Below are 16,130 nucleotides of genomic sequence, written 5' to 3' on the forward strand. Positions count from 1 at the left end.
ACCTCCGCACGTCATGACTCTCGATGTCCAGCTCCAGCCCTGCCCCTCGCCCGCGGGAATCCCTTCTCCGCTCTGGGGAGACCCGAGCCGTTCGGGGGACGCCGAGGGGAATTCGCAGCAGCGAAGGCCGGGAGGCCGAACGAGTGGGGACGTGAGGGAGTCAACGTGGCCGCAGGCCGGAGAAAGCGCTGTAATGGCATCAAGCGTGGTTGGTTTGGAAAGTAACACGCTTGCGCTTTGAGTAAAAAATCCTTTTGGCATAAATTTTCCCTCCCTCTCAGCTATCAACCAAAAACCATCAACACCGCCAGCGGTTGCGCCGCAACGATGCGGTGACGCGCGTTGAAGTATTACCGGGCCAGAGGCTGCAAGGCCTGCCCGCTGAAAAGCCAGTGCACGCGGAACCAACAAAACCGCACGCTCACGCGGGAGGCGAATGAACACCTGATGGAAGCGATGGCGCTGCGGATGAAACAACAGCCGGCGAAGTTCCGGTTGAGGAAGCAACTGGCCGAACATCCGTTCGGCACGCTCAAGCGCTGGTTCGGCGACACGCACATCATGTTGAAAGGACTCGCCAAAGTGCGGACCGAATGGAGCCTGATGACACTGGCCTATAACGTCAAACAAGTTGTGGGACTCACGCCCCAAACAACGCAGGAATGAAGAGCAGCCACCATGAAGACCTATCTACTCCGCCACCCCAAACCTGTCGAGCCGCGAAACGAACGCCAGAACTCAGCCACGCCCGGCCGGCGACGTGAACCGCGAAAGCGGAACTGAATGCGCCATCCGGCGTGGGCTGCAGTGATCTGGTTCGGCAATGTCGGTCTCATTTGGTCAGCAGTTTGAAATCTCCACCCGCCGCTTTCCGCTTCCGAACCGCTGCCAAATCCTTCTCGCTCTCCTCATTGGGGAACAACTCATATGCCCGCGAATACTGTGCCTCCGCATTCGTAACGTCACCCATTGCCAAGTAGATCGCTCCCAAGCAGGCATGCCCGTAGTAATAATTCGGTTGGCTGGCGACCAGAGTCTGCCCCATGGATACCGCCTTCGGAAAATCCTGGCGTCTCATTGCCGTCGTGACCTGGTCCCATGAATCTGCCTTCGATAACCCTCGTATAAATCCAGCATAGAAGGGAGGCACCGAGCCCAAGGTGATAAAGATCAGAATCACGTAAAACACGTGCTTGAGCTTGCGAAGCTCAACCAAAATCTCCCGATTGATGTCCTCACTCATGTGACGTGCGATTTGTTGCCGAATACCCCAGGCTCAGCGACGGCCGCGGCGGCGGCGATGGAGCGCACGGTGCGCTCACGCACTCCCGCAATGCTCGAATGCACGGCGGAGAGGCCGTTCGCGGCAGCACGCTGGTTAGACATCGTCATAAAATCTCAACGTCCATGCTTCCGAAGCGGCAAGACGAAAATACCGAGGACAGCGCCGGCGCAACCCGCAACAAGAGCACGCACCCAAAACAAATCGAACTCTCCTCGCATTCCCATCAGAACTCCGAAAAGAACGATGCCACAAATGAAACGCGCAATCTGTGCTGGCTGAAATTTCGGCGCTTCTTGCTTCTGGTCCTCACTCATGGATTCGTGTGCTCCTGTGGGCATCGCCGCCTAGCCCGTATGGCTTTCGTTGAAAGTGGAAGCGGTGTCTGCTTTCCGGAGCAAACGTGGGTTGCGACCTGCGGTGCAGGTTGCCGGGCCACCGGTTAAGGGATGCACGTCCCAGACAACACCGGAATGAAGTTCCGCGGCCATGCAGCCCTATCTACTCCGCCCGACCCCGTCCGTCCAGCGCTAAACCGGCCGCGAGCCGGAATGCCGAGCCTCGCCCGGCCCGCTGTTTCAACCTGACCAACCATCCGCGTCCCCCTCACGTGTGCCCCGGTTGAACAAGTGTCCGGCTCAGTGGTTATCTGGCGTGCTCTGCGATGGCTGGCGGCGTGACCGCCTTCGCGGACTCGGTGCGGGCTAAACTTGCCGGCGCTTCCGCGGGTTCGGTTTCATCGGGCGAACTCAAGCGCGGTGCCGGGCCTGCCAGTCCAGAAACAGGGCGCGCACATGTCGCTCGGCAGCGCTCTTGCGCAGATCGAATTGCTGATTGTAAGCCGTCCGGGTGGGATACAGATGCTTCGGATTGTCCTTCGTGCTGCGGGCATCCACCGCCAGCAGATCGTGGTCCGGCAGGCAGCGGCGCGGAGCCAGCTCCGCCTTGGACTGAATGTCATCCGGATAGGTCGTGAACCAGCGCCACCATTGCCCGCTGATCAATTTCCCCTGCCAGCGCACCCGCGTCTCCGCCTCCGTTAACGCTGGCTTGCGGTTGTTGATGTCGAAGCGGGCACGATCAAAGACCGCGTCCTGGTTCATGCCCGGATCCAGCGGATGCGCCGGATCGTAGAGCGGCAATGCGTCGGACTTCGGCGGAACGACATGCGCGTAAAGCGTGTGCGCGTAGAAATCGGCCACCGTATGACAGGCGCGCCCCAGATCGCTCACATCGCCGCTGTTCAGCCGGTCCTGAATGCGCCGCCAACTCTCCTCAATGTAGGCGAAATCGCAGTGGTCGCGCGGGTCGTAGCTCAGGACATTCGCGTCCAGCGCAAGGCTTGCCGCTTTCACCGTGAACCGCTCCAGCCAGGAGAGCTCCTTCATCTGGTTGTCAAAGATGTCGTTGTGGACCCCATGGCGAAGGCGGGATCGTAGTTCTTCCAAAACCGGCGCCGGCCAAGATAGGTATCCAGCTCACTAACGGACTTTTCGCTTTTGGGCCCATGCACCTGCCAGAGGTGATCGCGATTGAAGACGAACAAGGGTTGATATTCGTAGGTGGCGCCCGCCACCGGTGCGGCGGGCTTGACCGGTGATTTCGCGCGCAGGTGCTGGTCCACCCGTTCCATGGGATCCAGAATCATCCACGCGCCGCCCTCCAGTTGATACATCACCCACGCATGCGCGTGCCGGCGTGGCCGCCCGTTCGGATGGGTTTCCACCAGGTGACCGAACGCCAGCCGCAGGCAGCTCTGGCTGATGCCGGCTTCGCCCAGTAGCGCCACCAACAAGAACGCCAGATCCTCGCAATCGCCGCCGCCGTTCGCCAGTGTCTCGGCCGGCAGCAGCCACGCCTCCCGCCCGCGTTCTTTGGCGGGCCGGTGACTGAACCGGCCGAACGCCTCGATCACGCAGCGCATGCGCCAGTCAAAACTGCCCGGGCGACCGACGAAGAACCTTTCCCGTTCCGGAACCGGCCGGCGGTCCACGATGCTGTGAAGAAAGAAATGCCGCACCTCCGCGCTGTGCTCGATGGCCAGGAACTCGCGCACATCCATGTTCAACGACGTGCGTTTGCTGCCCGGCACCTGGCGCGCCGCCGTGACAAGCGGCGGGACGATCTGGTCACCGGCCCAATTGTAGGCGAACGTCCGTTCAACCCGGCTGATCTTCAGGCACATGAGAGTTTGGGGTTGTTGGTTTCAGAGACTTACCATTCTCCCTTGATTTGAGCGCAATGGGAATGCGGGAAAAGAATTCTGCGCGGCAGAAGGGCAAAGACGATCCAAATCCCCGCTCAAACCTTTGTCTTTCCGCATAATATCGCGGGCCGACTTGAGCAACGCTCCGAGTGACGGTGCTGTAGTTGGCGAAGGCATTGGACAGGATAAACCGGATTTACAGGATAAAATCTTTTGGCAACGGTTTGGGGCGATAAGTCCGCGTCTTGCGTTTAAATTCCAGCCGCTCCGCGCCGAAATTCAGCAGCAGCCCAATCTCAATGCCCGTGGCCGTGAGATAATTGACCAGTTGCACCTCGTTGGCTGGCGCGAGCGCCTGGTTGGCCTTCAATTCCAACATGACCCGGTCTTCCACAAGCATGTCTGCCGAAAATTCGCCCACGGCGACGCCATCGTAGTGAACCGTGATGGCCTTCTCACATTCGACCTTCAATCCCGCCTTGCCTAGTTCGTGTGCCAGTGCCTTTTGATACACTGATTCGAGAAAGCCCGGCCCAAGTGTAGAGTGGACTTTCATTGCACAGCCGATGATTTTTTCTGTCAGCGCTTGATCTTCCATAGTTTTGGACGGGATTAACAAGATGGACAGGATGACGGCCGGATGAGGTTTCCCGCGCTGCTCGGCCTCTGTTTTGAAATCCTGTAAATCCTATTCATCCTGGCTTTGCTTTTGACAGGATTAACAAGATGATCAGGATGCAAATATTTGAAATCTCCATCGCCGGTGCTTCTCCGGTTTGAATCCTGTAAATCCTGTTCATCCTGTCTCTTGTTTCCGCCATTGAGCCCCTTGTCCTTGCGCATGATGTCGCGCGCGGATTTGAGCAATGCGCCGAGGGATTGGGCGGTGGTCGGGGCTTGAGGTGCTGGTTTTGCCATCGGCTAAGCCGCCTACAGCAGTGATTGGAGTCTGTTGTTCAGGCTGGTTGATCGTCGATAGCCCTTAAGCACAGAGCAAAGACTGAAGTTGGTTTATTGCACACGGCAACCGTTCGGCGCCGCCAAATTCGTCGATGATTTCGTTCACGGAAAGGCCGTTGACAGGATGAACAGGATTTACAGGATGGGTTTTCATCCAAACAGTTCCTGTGGCGGTCTGCTTTTTTATCCTGTTCATCTTGTTAATCCTGTCTGCTGTTGTTTCAGGCGTGGAGCAATTCCTGCAACCGGCCCGCCGCCGACCACGGTTCGTCCGGGCCACCGAACACGCTCACGATTTCACCGACCGAACCACGCTGCGAAATTGGCGGCAATTTTAATATATCCGGCAGAACGAACTGTAATTCACCGTCCAGCCTGCCGCATGCAGCTTGGGCAGGATCAGCGTCCGGCAGGTGTCAGCCTCAGTCGCCATTTCCCTTGGGTTCCTTTGACGGGCGAGTGTGCCAGCCGGCGTTGGCGAGGGCAAGTGGCGCTGCCGGGTGCGATGGGTGACATTCCAAGGCTGCGTTGCGGGAGCAGTTCCATGCGGCGGCCCCGCGTCGTTGGTCGAAGGTTTGAGGGGCGAGGCTTAACTGGCTTTGCTGGATTAGCGCTCATCCAACGGGCCAGGGGGAGCGTTGGACGGATGGGGCGCGAGGTCACGTCTGCGCGGCTTCGAATTCGACAAAAAAAAACGCGCCGGGCACGGGGAGCGCCTGGCGCGTTGCCAATTTCGTTCGCTGGTCAGTTGTTTGGCACCGTCCAGACGGCGCGGTAGAAGCGCGCGTTGACGTCTTTGGCCGGGGTGTCCGTGAGCAGGAAGCGGCCATTGCCATCCGCCGTGGCGCTGGCCAGCGGCGACCACACCGGATGGGCGAGGTCCGCAGTGATTTCGATTTGATAGGTGTTGCCGGAAACGCCCAGGCCGCGCAACTGCATGGCGCCGTCGGGCAGGGCTTCCAAGGTCAACGTCGGTCCGGCGGCGGGCGCGGCGGGTTCATAGGTGCCGGGCGTGACGGTTGCCGTGACGGTTTCGCGGCGCGCCGTGCCGGTGACGGTGAGCGACGCGAGGTCGGCGGGCGTGAGGTCGTTGCCGGTGATGGTGAGCGTGGTGGTTAGCGTGAGCGGTTCGCGGCCGGTGAAGCGCAGCGAATTGGTGTCGAAAGTGGCGGTGGCGCCGGCCGGCAGGCCGTCGGCTTTGAGGATGACGTTCAGCATGCCCTCGCCGATGCGGGTGACGGTCACCGTGTAGAACATGGCGCCGCCCGGGGCGTTGGTGGTCGGTTCGGCCGGGCTGACGGAAATGGCAGTGAGGTGCGACATCGCCAGGCAGGCATGGGTGGCCGCCGTGAACAAGGCCGCGCTCAACAGCCACCGGCGCGCAGCGCGGAAGGAGGTTTCAACGGTCTGCAGCGATTTCGTAACGTTCATGTCACGAGAGTAACCGGGGGAAACACCGGGACAATCGGGGCAGAGGCCGGACCGGGGCTCAGGCCGAGCTACGGAGCGGGTCCCGGGGCGTTCCCGGGGTGGGATTTCTCCGAACCCACCATTTGCGCGGTGAACCGCCAAGCCTCCGGAATCCGATTCCGCAATGGGACAGGCGTCCCGCAGGTCCGGTCGCGCAGGAAGTTGGCAGGCTCACTGGACAGGCGAGACGTCCGTCCCACTACAAGTTCAGGGTGAGCGAAGCGGCGGTTCCGCCCGGCCCGGTTCGCGGATCGGATCACCGGTGAGCGCGGTCAGCGCGCCTGACCGCGGAAGAACTGTTGGGGTGCCTGCAACGGATTGGTGATCCAGAACGGCGCGGCGTTGGTTTGCAGGGGAAGCCAGCCGCTGGCGAGGTTGGTGGAGGACTGAATGATGTAGTTCGAGCCCGTCGTGCCGGTGAGCTGGAAAACGATCTGGTTGCCGATCCGGGCCGGACGGGACAGGACCGGCGCGGCGGGCGGCGGATTGGTGGTGCCGTTAAGAGGCGCTACCGTGCCGGCGATGACGAGGTCCGGCGTGGGGTTGTTGGCGAGATCGAACAGATACCAGTTTCCGCCCAAACTGCCCGCGCCGTAATTGACGAAGCGGAAGGTGACGTTGGTGCCGGCGCCCACGTTTTGCAGCGCGGGAATGGCGGACAAATCAATCGGCGCCAGCGAGGCGCCGTCCGTGGAGGTGTAAGCCAGATTCGTGATGTCGATGAAGGCGCCGTTGCCGATCTGGAATTGCAACACCCCGTTCGGCGGTCCGGAATTGGACCGTTTGTAATCGAGCTGGCTCACGGCGCTGAAGGACACGCGATAACCGGTCGCGGCTGCGAGGGCGAATGTGGCAACGTCGCCGGCGATGATGGCCGCGTTCGCGTCGGCGGCATCGAAGCCATTTCCGCCCCACGTGCGTGCCGCGGCGGTGCTTTGGGTGGTCACGCCGAAGCCGCGCGTCAATCCGGCCACCATCAAATGATCCGCCGTGGCGGTTGGCGCCAGGGGCGAAGGGCCGTAACCGCTCAGGCCGCTGAAATCCCAGCCGGCCAGCAAATTGGTGAATGTGTTCGTGCTGGGGATGGTCACGGTCAGCACGGCGGGCGCGCTCGTGACGGCGCCGGCGTCGTTCGTGATGATGACGGAATACGCGCCCGCGTCGCCGGGCTGAACATTGGTGCGGGCACAGGTGTCCGTCGTGGACCCGGTGAGGTTTGTGCCGTTGAACCGCCATTGATAGGCGAGGGGAATGTCCCCGCTGGCCGTCACCGTGAAGAGCGCGAGGGTGCCCACGGTGTTGGTCCGATCCTGTGGTGCGGCCAGGATGACCGGCGGGGCGTTCGTCTGGTTCAACGGCAGCAGAAAGTCCTTCACAATGCCCATGTGCTGCATGCCGGCGGCATGCGAATCGCCCGCCGTTACGGGCGGAATGTCATCGAGCGAGGCGTTGGTGGCGAACACGCTGGAGTCGAACACCAGCCCGTTGGCGTAGGTCTGCGAGGGAAACGCGACCGACGTTTGAAAACTGCGGAGCGGGAGCGAGGGAAACAAATAGTCGTAAGGTTTGCTGCGCGGTTCATTCGTGTCGGGATTGCCGCCGACGGCGGAATCCGTCGGCACGGGATCATCGCTGAGAAAGCTTTTGAACGTCGTGATGGCGGCTTCGGTGCGCGAACCCGTGTTGCAGTCGCCGGCGACCACGACCCAGGCATTGGTGGGAAACGTCGCGAGAAGGTTGCTCTTGATCAGCGTGGCCTCCGTGTTGCGATCCGTGGGCGTGCCGCCGCTGTAAAGGTGCATGCTGACCATGTAAAGGTCGTTCGACCCCGGCAACGCGATGTGCGCCCAGGCGAATCCGCGATCGCCAATCAGCGGATCGTCCCAGGAGCCGGCCTCCACGATGGGCCAGCGGCTGACGATGCCGTTAGGGATGTTGTAGCCGGCGGCGTATTCCTTGAAGAAGTAGAAGTTCGTTCCGAATGCCGTGTCCACGAGGGTGCGCACGGCCGCGTCGTTGGTGCTCGCGTTGTAACGAAACTCCTGCAGGGCGACGATGTCCGGCTTGAGGCCTTGAAGGATGCGAATGCCCGGCGCTTCGTAGCTCTGGTAATTTCCTGAGGTCAGGTTTGCCGCCATGACACGAACGGGCAGGGCGCCCGACTGCGCCGCCAAACGCGCCGCGACCATGTCCAGAGCCAGGATGATGAGGGGAACGAGCAGGGCGGCGGCGGGCCGGTTTGACATGGACGACATCCTCATTTCGTGCGGACGTGATACTCCAGGCCCCCGGATGGACGCAAGATTGGCGCCGGCCCGGACGCGATTATGCACGCGCACCGGAGCGCCGGCGTCCTCGCCGGCATGGGATGTTCAATGTCCTGGGTGGGAATGCCCGGCGCGTTGCGAAACGGCGACGCGGCCAAGCCGACGGGACGTCGGCGCGCCAATGCTGAGAGGATGGTGCAGGCGACCAACTGCGCCCGCCTCTTCGCGGAGGCGGTTCACCGCTTGTCAAGCGGGGTGCGTTCTGCTTGATTCGCCTGCGTCGCATGCGACATGTCCGCGTCATTCGGGCCGTTAAAGCGTGGGGCCAGCCGGTGCTGGGCCTGCTGCTGGCGTTGATGCTGCTCGTGCTGGGCGTCGGCGCGGCGGCGCACGCGGCCCGGCATGCCAATGATCCGGCGCATCACACCTGCGCCACCTGTTCGCTCGCGCACGGGAATTTTCTCGCGAATGGCGCTGTAGGCACGATCATTGTTTCCCTGTCGGCCGGCTTGATGCTGGTTTGCCGGCGCGAATTTGTCTCCGTTTCCCTCTCCGATGTGCGGCTGGAGCACGGCCGCGCCCCGCCGGTCTAAACGGTCCCTTCACCCTTCCGTTCGTTTTGTTTGAGCTGACTCCAGCCGGTGGCTGGAGCCTTAACCTCAATCTCTGGATTTAACTTTTGGACCGTTGGATTTTTACGTTTATGAAAGCTTTGACCCGTTTTGGTCTGGCCTTCGCCTTGAGTGCGGTGGCCATTTCCGTGCCGGCCCAGGAAACCGGCGAGGTGCAGCAACTGCACCAGCAGTTGCAGGAGATGAAGGAGAACTTCGAGCGCGTGCAAAAGGAGCAACGCGCACAGATCGAAGCCTTGCAGAAACAATTGGATGCCCTTCAACGGCAGCAGCAGGCGGCCGTCACACCGGCCACGTCAGCCCCGCCGGCCACCGCCACAGCGGAACAGGTGCAACAATTGCAGGACAAGGTGAATGAGGTGGTGGAAGCGCAGAAAAAGATTCTGCCGGGCGAATTCAACCCCGCCATCGGCGTCGTCGGCGAAACGATCTTCTCCTACCACAGTCGTGGTGCCGACCAGACCGGCAGCGACCGGCCCGGCGGCTTCGATGCGTTTCAACGTTCGGTTGAATTGAATGTGTCCGGGTCGGTCGATCCGTTTGCGAAGGCCTGGGTGGTGGCGAACGCGTCGGCCGACGCGCAAAGCGGCGAGGCCAATTTCGGCATTGAAGAGGCCGCTTTGGAAACCACCTCGTTGCCGGCGAATCTGACCCTGACCGCGGGCCGGTTCTTCGGGGAATTCGGCCGGCTGGGTTACATTCACGATCACGAGCTGCCGTTCGTGAACCGGCCGCTGGCGCTGGACGAATACATCGGCGGCGAATCCCGCACGGACGGTTTGCAGCTCAACTGGCTGCCGCCGCTGAACCAGTTTGTCAGCTTGACGGTTGGGGTGGGCGATTCGTTCGGGGGCGACAGTCCGCTGGCCAATCCCGGCAACTATCGTGTCTTCAGCGAGGCCAACTTCTGGGGCCGGCTCTCGACTTACTTCGACCTGACGCCAGACTGGCAGCTCGAAGCGGGCGTGTCGGGGCTGTGGAATCCCAACACCGACGACCGCGGTGGCGTGAATGCACTGACGGCCGCGAACGGGGATCCGATGACCGAGCACGAACGCCGGCTTGCGGGGCTCGATTTCAAGGTGAGTTACGTGCCGCTGCGCAACAATGAGTTCCGCAGTCTGACCTGGGGGACGGAACTGCTCTACAGCGACAACCGTTATCTCGTGGACCCGGACAACAGTTTGAACCCGGCCAGCCCCGTTCCCGGTCTGACCGGCGACGAGTTCAATGCCGGCGTGGGCTCGCTGGGGTTGTATTCCTACGTGACCTACAAATGGCACCGCCAATGGAGCGGGGGATTCCTGTTCGACTGGGTGCAGGATCCGCAGAACCACGACAACCAGGCATTTGCGTATTCGCCCTACCTTACGTGGGCGCTCAGCCATTGGAACCAGCTCCGGCTGCAATACACGCACACGGACCACAGCGCGGCGTCGGGATTGCCCGCCGATGATGCCGTGTATCTCCAATGGGCCTGGATCATTGGGGCGCATTCACATGGCTGGACCCAGCGTTAACACCGTCAGCAACCAAATGACTCACCTGTTTATGAAAATGAAATGCCTTCGCTCGTTGGTTTGGGCCGCCGTCGCGGCCGTCACCCTGACCGGTTGGTCCGCTCAGGCCGCTCCGATTCGCATCGTCACCACGCTCACGGACCTCGCCGATTTTGCCCGCAACGTGGGTGGCGATCATGTCGAGGTCTTCAGTCTCGCCACCGGCATCGAGGACACCCATGGCGTGCCGATGAAGCCCAGCTTCCTGCCGCGGCTGAATCGTGCCGATTTGCTGCTGCTCATCGGCTTTGGCTGCGAGCACGCCTTCCTGCCGGCGTTGATCGAGGCCAGCAAGAATCCGCGGATCGAATACGGCCATCCGGGCTATGTGGATTGCTCCCAGGGCATCGATCCGGTGGGCGTGCCCAAATCCACCGATCATTCGCAGGGGGACGTGCATCCCTATGGCAATCCCCATTACCTGCTGGATCCCGTGCTGGCGCGAACGGCCGTCAGCAACATCTGCGCGGCGCTGGTGCAAAATTTTCCGCAGTATGCGGCGGATTTCACCCGCAATCGCGATGCGTATCTGGCGCAGCTTGATGCCAAAATCGCCGCGTGGGAGCAGGCGGCGGCGGTGCTCAAAGGAGTGAAGTTCGTCTCCTACCACGAGCATTGGCCTTATTTCGCCAAACGGTTTGGCCTGGACTACATCGGGACGATTGAATTGAAGCCCGGCATCGACCCCACGCCCCGGCATATCGAAGAACTGGTCAACGAGATGAAGGCCCAGCACGTGCCGATTGTGGTCCGCGAGCCGCAGTTCCCGGAGAAGGTGCCGGCGCTCATCGCCAAGCAGACCGGCGCGACACTGGTCAAGCTGCCCATCATGCCCGGCGGAGTGCCGCACACGGGCACCTACATTGAAATGATGGACTACCTCATCCGCACGATGGTGGGGGCCGTCGCCAAATAAATCCTGCGGCCCGCCGGTGTTCCTGACGTCGGCGGGCCGCGTTGCACACCATGAACGACGCTTTCATTTCCTTCGACCGCCTGGCGATTGGTTACCACAACGTGCCGGTGTTGTCAGACATCACACTCCGCATCGCGCGCGGCAGTTTCACGGCCCTGTTGGGGGCCAACGGTTCGGGCAAATCCACCTTGCTGAAAACGCTGCTCGGATTGCAGCCCCCGGTGGCGGGGCAATTTCACGTGCAGGGCGCCAATGGAAAACCGGTGGTGTTCGGCTACGTGCCGCAAACGATCCAGTTTGATCCGTTGTATCTGCTCACCGGCTTCGAGGTGGCGCTCATGGGCGTGTATCAGCGCGTCCGGCCCGGGCGGTTTGTGCCGCGGGAAGAGCGGACGTTCGTGCATGAGTGCCTGGCTGCCACGGGCGCGGACGGCTTCGCGCGCCAGCGGTTCAGCGATCTTTCCGGCGGTCAGAAGCAGCGGGTGCTGATCGCCCGCGCCCTGGCCACGCGGCCGGACGCGCTGGTTCTGGACGAACCCACCGCCGGCGTGGACACGGCCGCCACGCACGCGCTGCTGGAGTTCATCTCCCAGATTCACCGGGAACAAAAACTGACCATTCTGCTCGTGACGCACGACCTGCCGCTGGTGCGCCGCCACGCGCAGCAGGTGATCTGGTTGCACGAGGGGAAAGTCCTGAATGGAACTGCGGCGGAGTTGCTTTCCCCCGAACACCTCGCGGAAATGCTGGAAATGGAGATCAGTTGATTATGGAAACGCTGCACCAAATTCTTTCGCCGGACTTCCTCCTGCGCAACTCGGTTTACACGAGCGTGCTGATCGGTTTTGCCTGTCCGCTGGTCGGGGTGTTTCTCGTCCTGCGCCGGCTGGTGTTCATGGGCGTGGCGCTGCCGCAGGTTTCCTCGACCGGCGTGGCGGTGGCGCTTTCGATCCCCATGTGGCTGGGGGTTCTGCCTGGCAGTCACAGCGCGCATGAAGAACACGTGCTCGCCTTTGCGGGCGCCACGATTTTTTCGCTCGTCGCGATTCTGTGGCTGGCCTTTTTGGAACGGCGCGGGCGCGGGCTGCCCGAGGGCCGGCTGGGAACGACGTATGTCGTCGCCGCGGCAATGAGCATTTTGCTGCTGTCCAAGAACCGTTACGCGGAGGTGGGCTGGCTCGATTTGATGAAGGGCGAAATCATCACGGTGGACAACTTCGATCTCGCCTTTACCGCCGGGTCGCTGGCCACGGTGCTGCTCGTGTTGGGGCTGTTTTACAAGGAACTGCTGCTTGTTTCGTTTGACCGCGTCATGGCCGCGACGCTGGGGCGGAACGTGGTGTTCTGGGATGCGCTCCTTTATCTGCTGATCGGATTGACCGTCTCGATGGCGGTCTTGAGCGTGGGGCCGCTGATTTCCTTTGGCTTTCTCCTGATTCCGGCGCTGACCGCGCATTTGTTCGCCCGCAACATGCGCCAATTCACCATCCTGGCCTCGCTGCTGGGCGGCGTGGTTTCGTTTGTTGGCTTCTGGCTGGCCTACCAATGGGACTGGCCGATTGGTCCGACGGACGTGGTCCTGCTCGGCGGCGTGTATGCCATGGCGTTTCTGCTCCGGTCCATCGTCCGCTGGAGCGGTTCCAAACGGGCGGCCGCGGCGTGAATTTTTGCGGCCGCAACCGGGGCGCGGCGGCGGGGCGGATTCGTCCAGGTGATGCTGTTCAGCGATGCGGCTAATCGGCCCATAAAATGGGCCGTTTCCACCGGTCCGTGGTTGTTTTGGTGGAGGCAAAAAATCTCCAAAAACTGCTTGAGCAACCGGGCGGCGTTGGGCATTCTCCGCGCCTCCAACCTTCCCGGTTGGTTTCTTGTTGCACTGATTCAGAAGGGCGTGAAGTTGCCCGGACACAGCTTTGATTTGTCGCAATGCGCTTGCTGAAGTTATTGATGGTGGTGGCCGTTCTCGCCGTGGCTCTCCCTTCGGGTTGGGGAGCCGAGGGCGAGGCCGTGGTTGCGCCGGTGGCAACGGCGGAGGCCGCGGCCGCAGTGACGGAGACGGCGCCCGCGGCGGCGGAACATCACGGCTTGCCGCAAAAGGCGGTCATCGTCGGTCACGTGTTTGGCCTGCCCATCAGCAATTCCATGGTGGTCACCTGGATTGTGGCGGCGGCGCTGATTCTGTTTGCGCGCATCGCCACGCGCAAAATGCAGGCGGTCCCGAGCGGCGCGCAGAACTTCTGGGAATGGCTGGTCGAGTCCCTCTACGAATTCCTTGAAGGCATCATCGGACACGATCTCGCCAGGAAGACCTTCTGGTTCTTCGCCACGATCTTCATCTTCATTCTGTTCACGAACTGGTTTGGATTGATTCCCGGCGTGGGCACCATCGGCTGGGGGGTGCAAGGCGAGCACGGCTTTGAAATGGTCAGCCCGCTGCTGCGCGGCGGCAACGCCGACCTGAACATGACCCTGGCCATGTCCATGGTGTTTTTCTTCTTCTGGACCGTCTGGGCTTTTCAGGCCAATGGCGCCAAGGGCTTCTTCCTGCACCTCTTCGGGGTGAAGGGTGATTCCACCGGGCTCCTCAAGCTGCTGCTCGTGGTGATTTTCTTCCTCGTCGGTTTCCTGGAAGTGTTCTCGATTTTGTTCCGGCCGGTTTCGCTGAGCTTCCGTCTTTACGGCAACATTTTTGCCGGTGAAAACATGCTGGAAGCCATGGCCAAGCTGGTGCCGACGCTGAGCTGGCTGCTGCCGGTGCCGTTTTATTTCATGGAGTTGCTCGTGGGGCTGGTGCAGGCGCTCGTGTTCATGCTGCTGACGGCGGTGTTCACGATGCTGATCTGCATGCACGAAGAGGGGGAGCATCATTAAGCTTTAACACTTTTCAACGGTTTGACCGTGTTCAATCGCGGGAGCCGCTGAGAAAAACGCAAGACAAAAGGACAAACGTATGACAATGCCCCTGTTGGCAGAAATGAGCGGCAACCTGCACGTCGGTCTGGCGGCGCTGGGTGCGGCGCTCGGTGTAGGATTCATCGGCATGAAAGCCTCTGAGGCCGTGGGTCGCAACCCCGGCGCTTCGACCAAGATCCTGGTTCAATCCATCTTGGCCATCGCGTTCGCGGAAGCGATCGTGTTCTATGCCCTGTTCCTCGTGAAGCAAGGCGGTTAACACGTCGGGCGCAGGGCCGTCACAGCCCTGCGCCCTGTCATTCATCGCAGATTTGTCATGAACCAACTATTCTTTCTGGCGAGCATTGGCGGCGACTTGGCGCAAACGGCCCGGGAAACCGGCGAGCGTTTCGGGGTCGAGAAGTCGCTGTTCATCGCGCAGGTGATCAGCTTCCTGATTGTTGCGGGCCTGCTCTACAAATTTGCCTACAAGCCGATTCTGAACGTCCTGGAAGAGCGCAAGCAGAAGATCGCCGAGAGCCTCGCCAACGCCGAGAAGATCAAGGCGGAGCTTGCCAGCGCGCAGGTCAAGGCGCAGGAAATTCTGGGCCAGGCCGGCCAGCAGGCGAACAAGATCATTGAAGAGGCGCGCACGGCGGGTTCGCGGGAAATTGAAAAGGCCAGCCAGCAGGCCATCGCCACCGCGAATCAAATCATCGCGAAGGCCAGGGAAGCCAACGAGGCCGAGCTCGCCCGCATGAAGGCGGAATTGCAGCGTGAAGTCGCCCGTCTGGTGGTGCAAACTTCGGCGCGGGTCACCGGCAACATTCTCACCAGCGATCAGCAGTCACGCCTCGCGGAGGATGCGGCCAAACAGCTGGCCGCCTGAGATTCGCTTTCCGAGCTCCCCCACGAATGAAGATCAGCAAACAATCCCGGCGCGAAGGCAAGTTGTTGTTCAACGCCTGCCGCCTCAATGGCGTCCTTGATGAAGGCAGGGTGCGCCAGGCCTTGGCCGAAGTGGTGGCGCGCAAGCCGCGCGGTTACGTGGCGACGCTGCATCATTTTCACCGGCTGGTGAAACTGGACCTGGCGCGGCGCACGGCCGTCGTGGAGAGCGCCGCTCCCCTGGCGGCGTCCATTCAGGACAGCGTGCGGTCGCACCTGACCAGCCGCCACGGTGCGGGGCTCGATCTTTCGTTCAAGGTGAATCCGGGGGTGATCGGCGGCCTGAAGGTCCGCGTGGGCAGCGATATTTATGATGGCACCGTGGCCGGGCGCCTGGCCGCGTTGGAAGCAAGTTTATAAGCAGCAGGCAGAACAGAATTCAGCAACGATTTTTTCCGATGAGCAACATTCTCCAGGAAATTGAAGCCCAGATCGCCGGCGTAAAAGCGTCGGTCCAGAAACAAAACGTCGGCATCGTCCGCGAAATCTCCGACGGCGTCGCCAAGATCGAAGGTCTCACCGATGCGATGCTCAACGAGATGCTCGATTTCGGCAACGGCGTCATCGGGCTGGCGCTGAACCTCGAAGAAACCGAGGTGGGCGCGATCATTCTCGGCGATTACCTCGGCATCAAGGAAGGCGCCGAGGTCAAGACGACCGGCAAGCTGCTCTCCGTTCCCGTGGGCAAGGGCCTGCTGGGCCGCGTGGTGGACACGCTGGGCCGTCCGGTGGACGGCAAGGGGCCGATCCAGGCCGACAAGTTTTATCCGGTGGAAAAGATTGCGCCCGGCATCGTGAAGCGCAAATCCGTCAGCCAGCCGGTGCAGACCGGCATCATGGCGATTGACGCGATGATCCCGATCGGCCGCGGCCAGCGTGAGCTCATCATCGGCGACCGTTCGACGGGCAAGACCACCATCGGGGTGGACACGATGATCAACCAGGCCCGCATCAACAAGGTGGGCCGCGCCTCGGGTGACAAGGATTTCCGCCCCGTT

The 16,130-nt window shown here is 61.5% G+C and carries 17 protein-coding genes; 11 read left to right on the forward strand and 6 right to left on the reverse strand.

Going from position 1 to position 16,130, the window contains the following annotated elements:
- Positions 1-342 precede the first annotated feature (342 nt).
- On the forward strand, positions 343-666 hold the full coding sequence (locus tag VFV96_04580; protein HEU5069675.1) for a transposase: 324 nt from the start codon (positions 343-345) through the stop codon (positions 664-666).
- A gap of 166 nt (positions 667-832) precedes the next feature.
- Here VFV96_04580 and VFV96_04585 read toward each other — a convergent pair whose 3' ends face one another.
- From VFV96_04585 to VFV96_04610, 6 genes are all read right to left on the reverse strand, one after another.
- Entirely contained in the window at positions 833-1,243 is a 411-nt protein-coding gene (locus tag VFV96_04585) for a hypothetical protein (GenBank protein ID HEU5069676.1), read from the reverse strand.
- 788 nt (positions 1,244-2,031) lie between these two features.
- The gene (locus VFV96_04590; protein HEU5069677.1) at positions 2,032-2,670 is read right to left on the reverse strand and encodes a hypothetical protein; all 639 of its coding nucleotides are present in this window, start codon (positions 2,668-2,670) and stop codon (positions 2,032-2,034) included.
- Entirely contained in the window at positions 2,667-3,467 is an 801-nt protein-coding gene (locus VFV96_04595) for a transglutaminase-like domain-containing protein (GenBank protein HEU5069678.1), read from the reverse strand. Before VFV96_04595 ends, VFV96_04590 begins: the two co-directional genes overlap by 4 nt.
- 217 nt (positions 3,468-3,684) lie before the next feature.
- Complete coding sequence (locus VFV96_04600) at positions 3,685-4,086, reverse strand: GxxExxY protein (protein HEU5069679.1); 402 nt, start codon at positions 4,084-4,086, stop codon at positions 3,685-3,687.
- A 1,106-nt stretch (positions 4,087-5,192) separates the two neighbouring features.
- Complete coding sequence (locus VFV96_04605; protein ID HEU5069680.1) at positions 5,193-5,879, reverse strand: hypothetical protein; 687 nt, start codon at positions 5,877-5,879, stop codon at positions 5,193-5,195.
- Positions 5,880-6,190: 311 nt separating this feature from the next.
- Complete coding sequence (locus VFV96_04610; protein ID HEU5069681.1) at positions 6,191-8,164, reverse strand: hypothetical protein; 1,974 nt, start codon at positions 8,162-8,164, stop codon at positions 6,191-6,193.
- A gap of 305 nt (positions 8,165-8,469) precedes the next feature.
- Between VFV96_04610 and VFV96_04615 the strand changes: the two genes are divergently transcribed.
- The 10 genes from VFV96_04615 to VFV96_04660 form a co-directional block, all read left to right on the forward strand.
- Complete coding sequence (locus tag VFV96_04615; protein ID HEU5069682.1) at positions 8,470-8,778, forward strand: hypothetical protein; 309 nt, start codon at positions 8,470-8,472, stop codon at positions 8,776-8,778.
- Positions 8,779-8,888: 110 nt separating this feature from the next.
- Entirely contained in the window at positions 8,889-10,337 is a 1,449-nt protein-coding gene (locus VFV96_04620) for a hypothetical protein (protein HEU5069683.1), read from the forward strand.
- Positions 10,338-10,368: 31 nt separating this feature from the next.
- Positions 10,369-11,292 carry a metal ABC transporter substrate-binding protein gene (locus VFV96_04625; protein ID HEU5069684.1) on the forward strand — a complete coding sequence of 308 codons (924 nt, stop codon included), beginning with the start codon at positions 10,369-10,371 and terminating at the stop codon, positions 11,290-11,292.
- Positions 11,293-11,342: 50 nt separating this feature from the next.
- Positions 11,343-12,059, forward strand: coding sequence for an ATP-binding cassette domain-containing protein (locus VFV96_04630; GenBank protein ID HEU5069685.1), 717 nt, complete (start codon positions 11,343-11,345; stop codon positions 12,057-12,059).
- A gap of 2 nt (positions 12,060-12,061) precedes the next feature.
- Positions 12,062-12,955, forward strand: coding sequence for a metal ABC transporter permease (locus tag VFV96_04635; GenBank protein ID HEU5069686.1), 894 nt, complete (start codon positions 12,062-12,064; stop codon positions 12,953-12,955).
- 263 nt (positions 12,956-13,218) lie between these two features.
- Positions 13,219-14,163, forward strand: a complete 945-nt coding sequence (gene atpB / locus VFV96_04640; protein HEU5069687.1) for a F0F1 ATP synthase subunit A — start codon at positions 13,219-13,221, stop codon at positions 14,161-14,163.
- 79 nt (positions 14,164-14,242) lie between these two features.
- Positions 14,243-14,464, forward strand: a complete 222-nt coding sequence (locus tag VFV96_04645) for an ATPase (protein HEU5069688.1) — start codon at positions 14,243-14,245, stop codon at positions 14,462-14,464.
- Between the two features lie 57 nt (positions 14,465-14,521).
- On the forward strand, positions 14,522-15,073 hold the full coding sequence (atpF, locus tag VFV96_04650) for a F0F1 ATP synthase subunit B (protein ID HEU5069689.1): 552 nt from the start codon (positions 14,522-14,524) through the stop codon (positions 15,071-15,073).
- 26 nt (positions 15,074-15,099) lie between these two features.
- Positions 15,100-15,492: a F0F1 ATP synthase subunit delta gene (locus tag VFV96_04655; GenBank protein HEU5069690.1), complete on the forward strand. Its 393-nt coding sequence runs from the start codon at positions 15,100-15,102 to the stop codon at positions 15,490-15,492.
- A 38-nt stretch (positions 15,493-15,530) separates the two neighbouring features.
- Positions 15,531-16,130 (forward strand): F0F1 ATP synthase subunit alpha (locus VFV96_04660; GenBank protein ID HEU5069691.1); only part of this gene is annotated, 600 nt, incomplete at its 3' end.

The sequence above is a fragment of the Verrucomicrobiia bacterium genome (assembly GCA_035765895.1).
GTDB lineage: Bacteria > Verrucomicrobiota > Verrucomicrobiia > Limisphaerales > DSYF01 > DSYF01.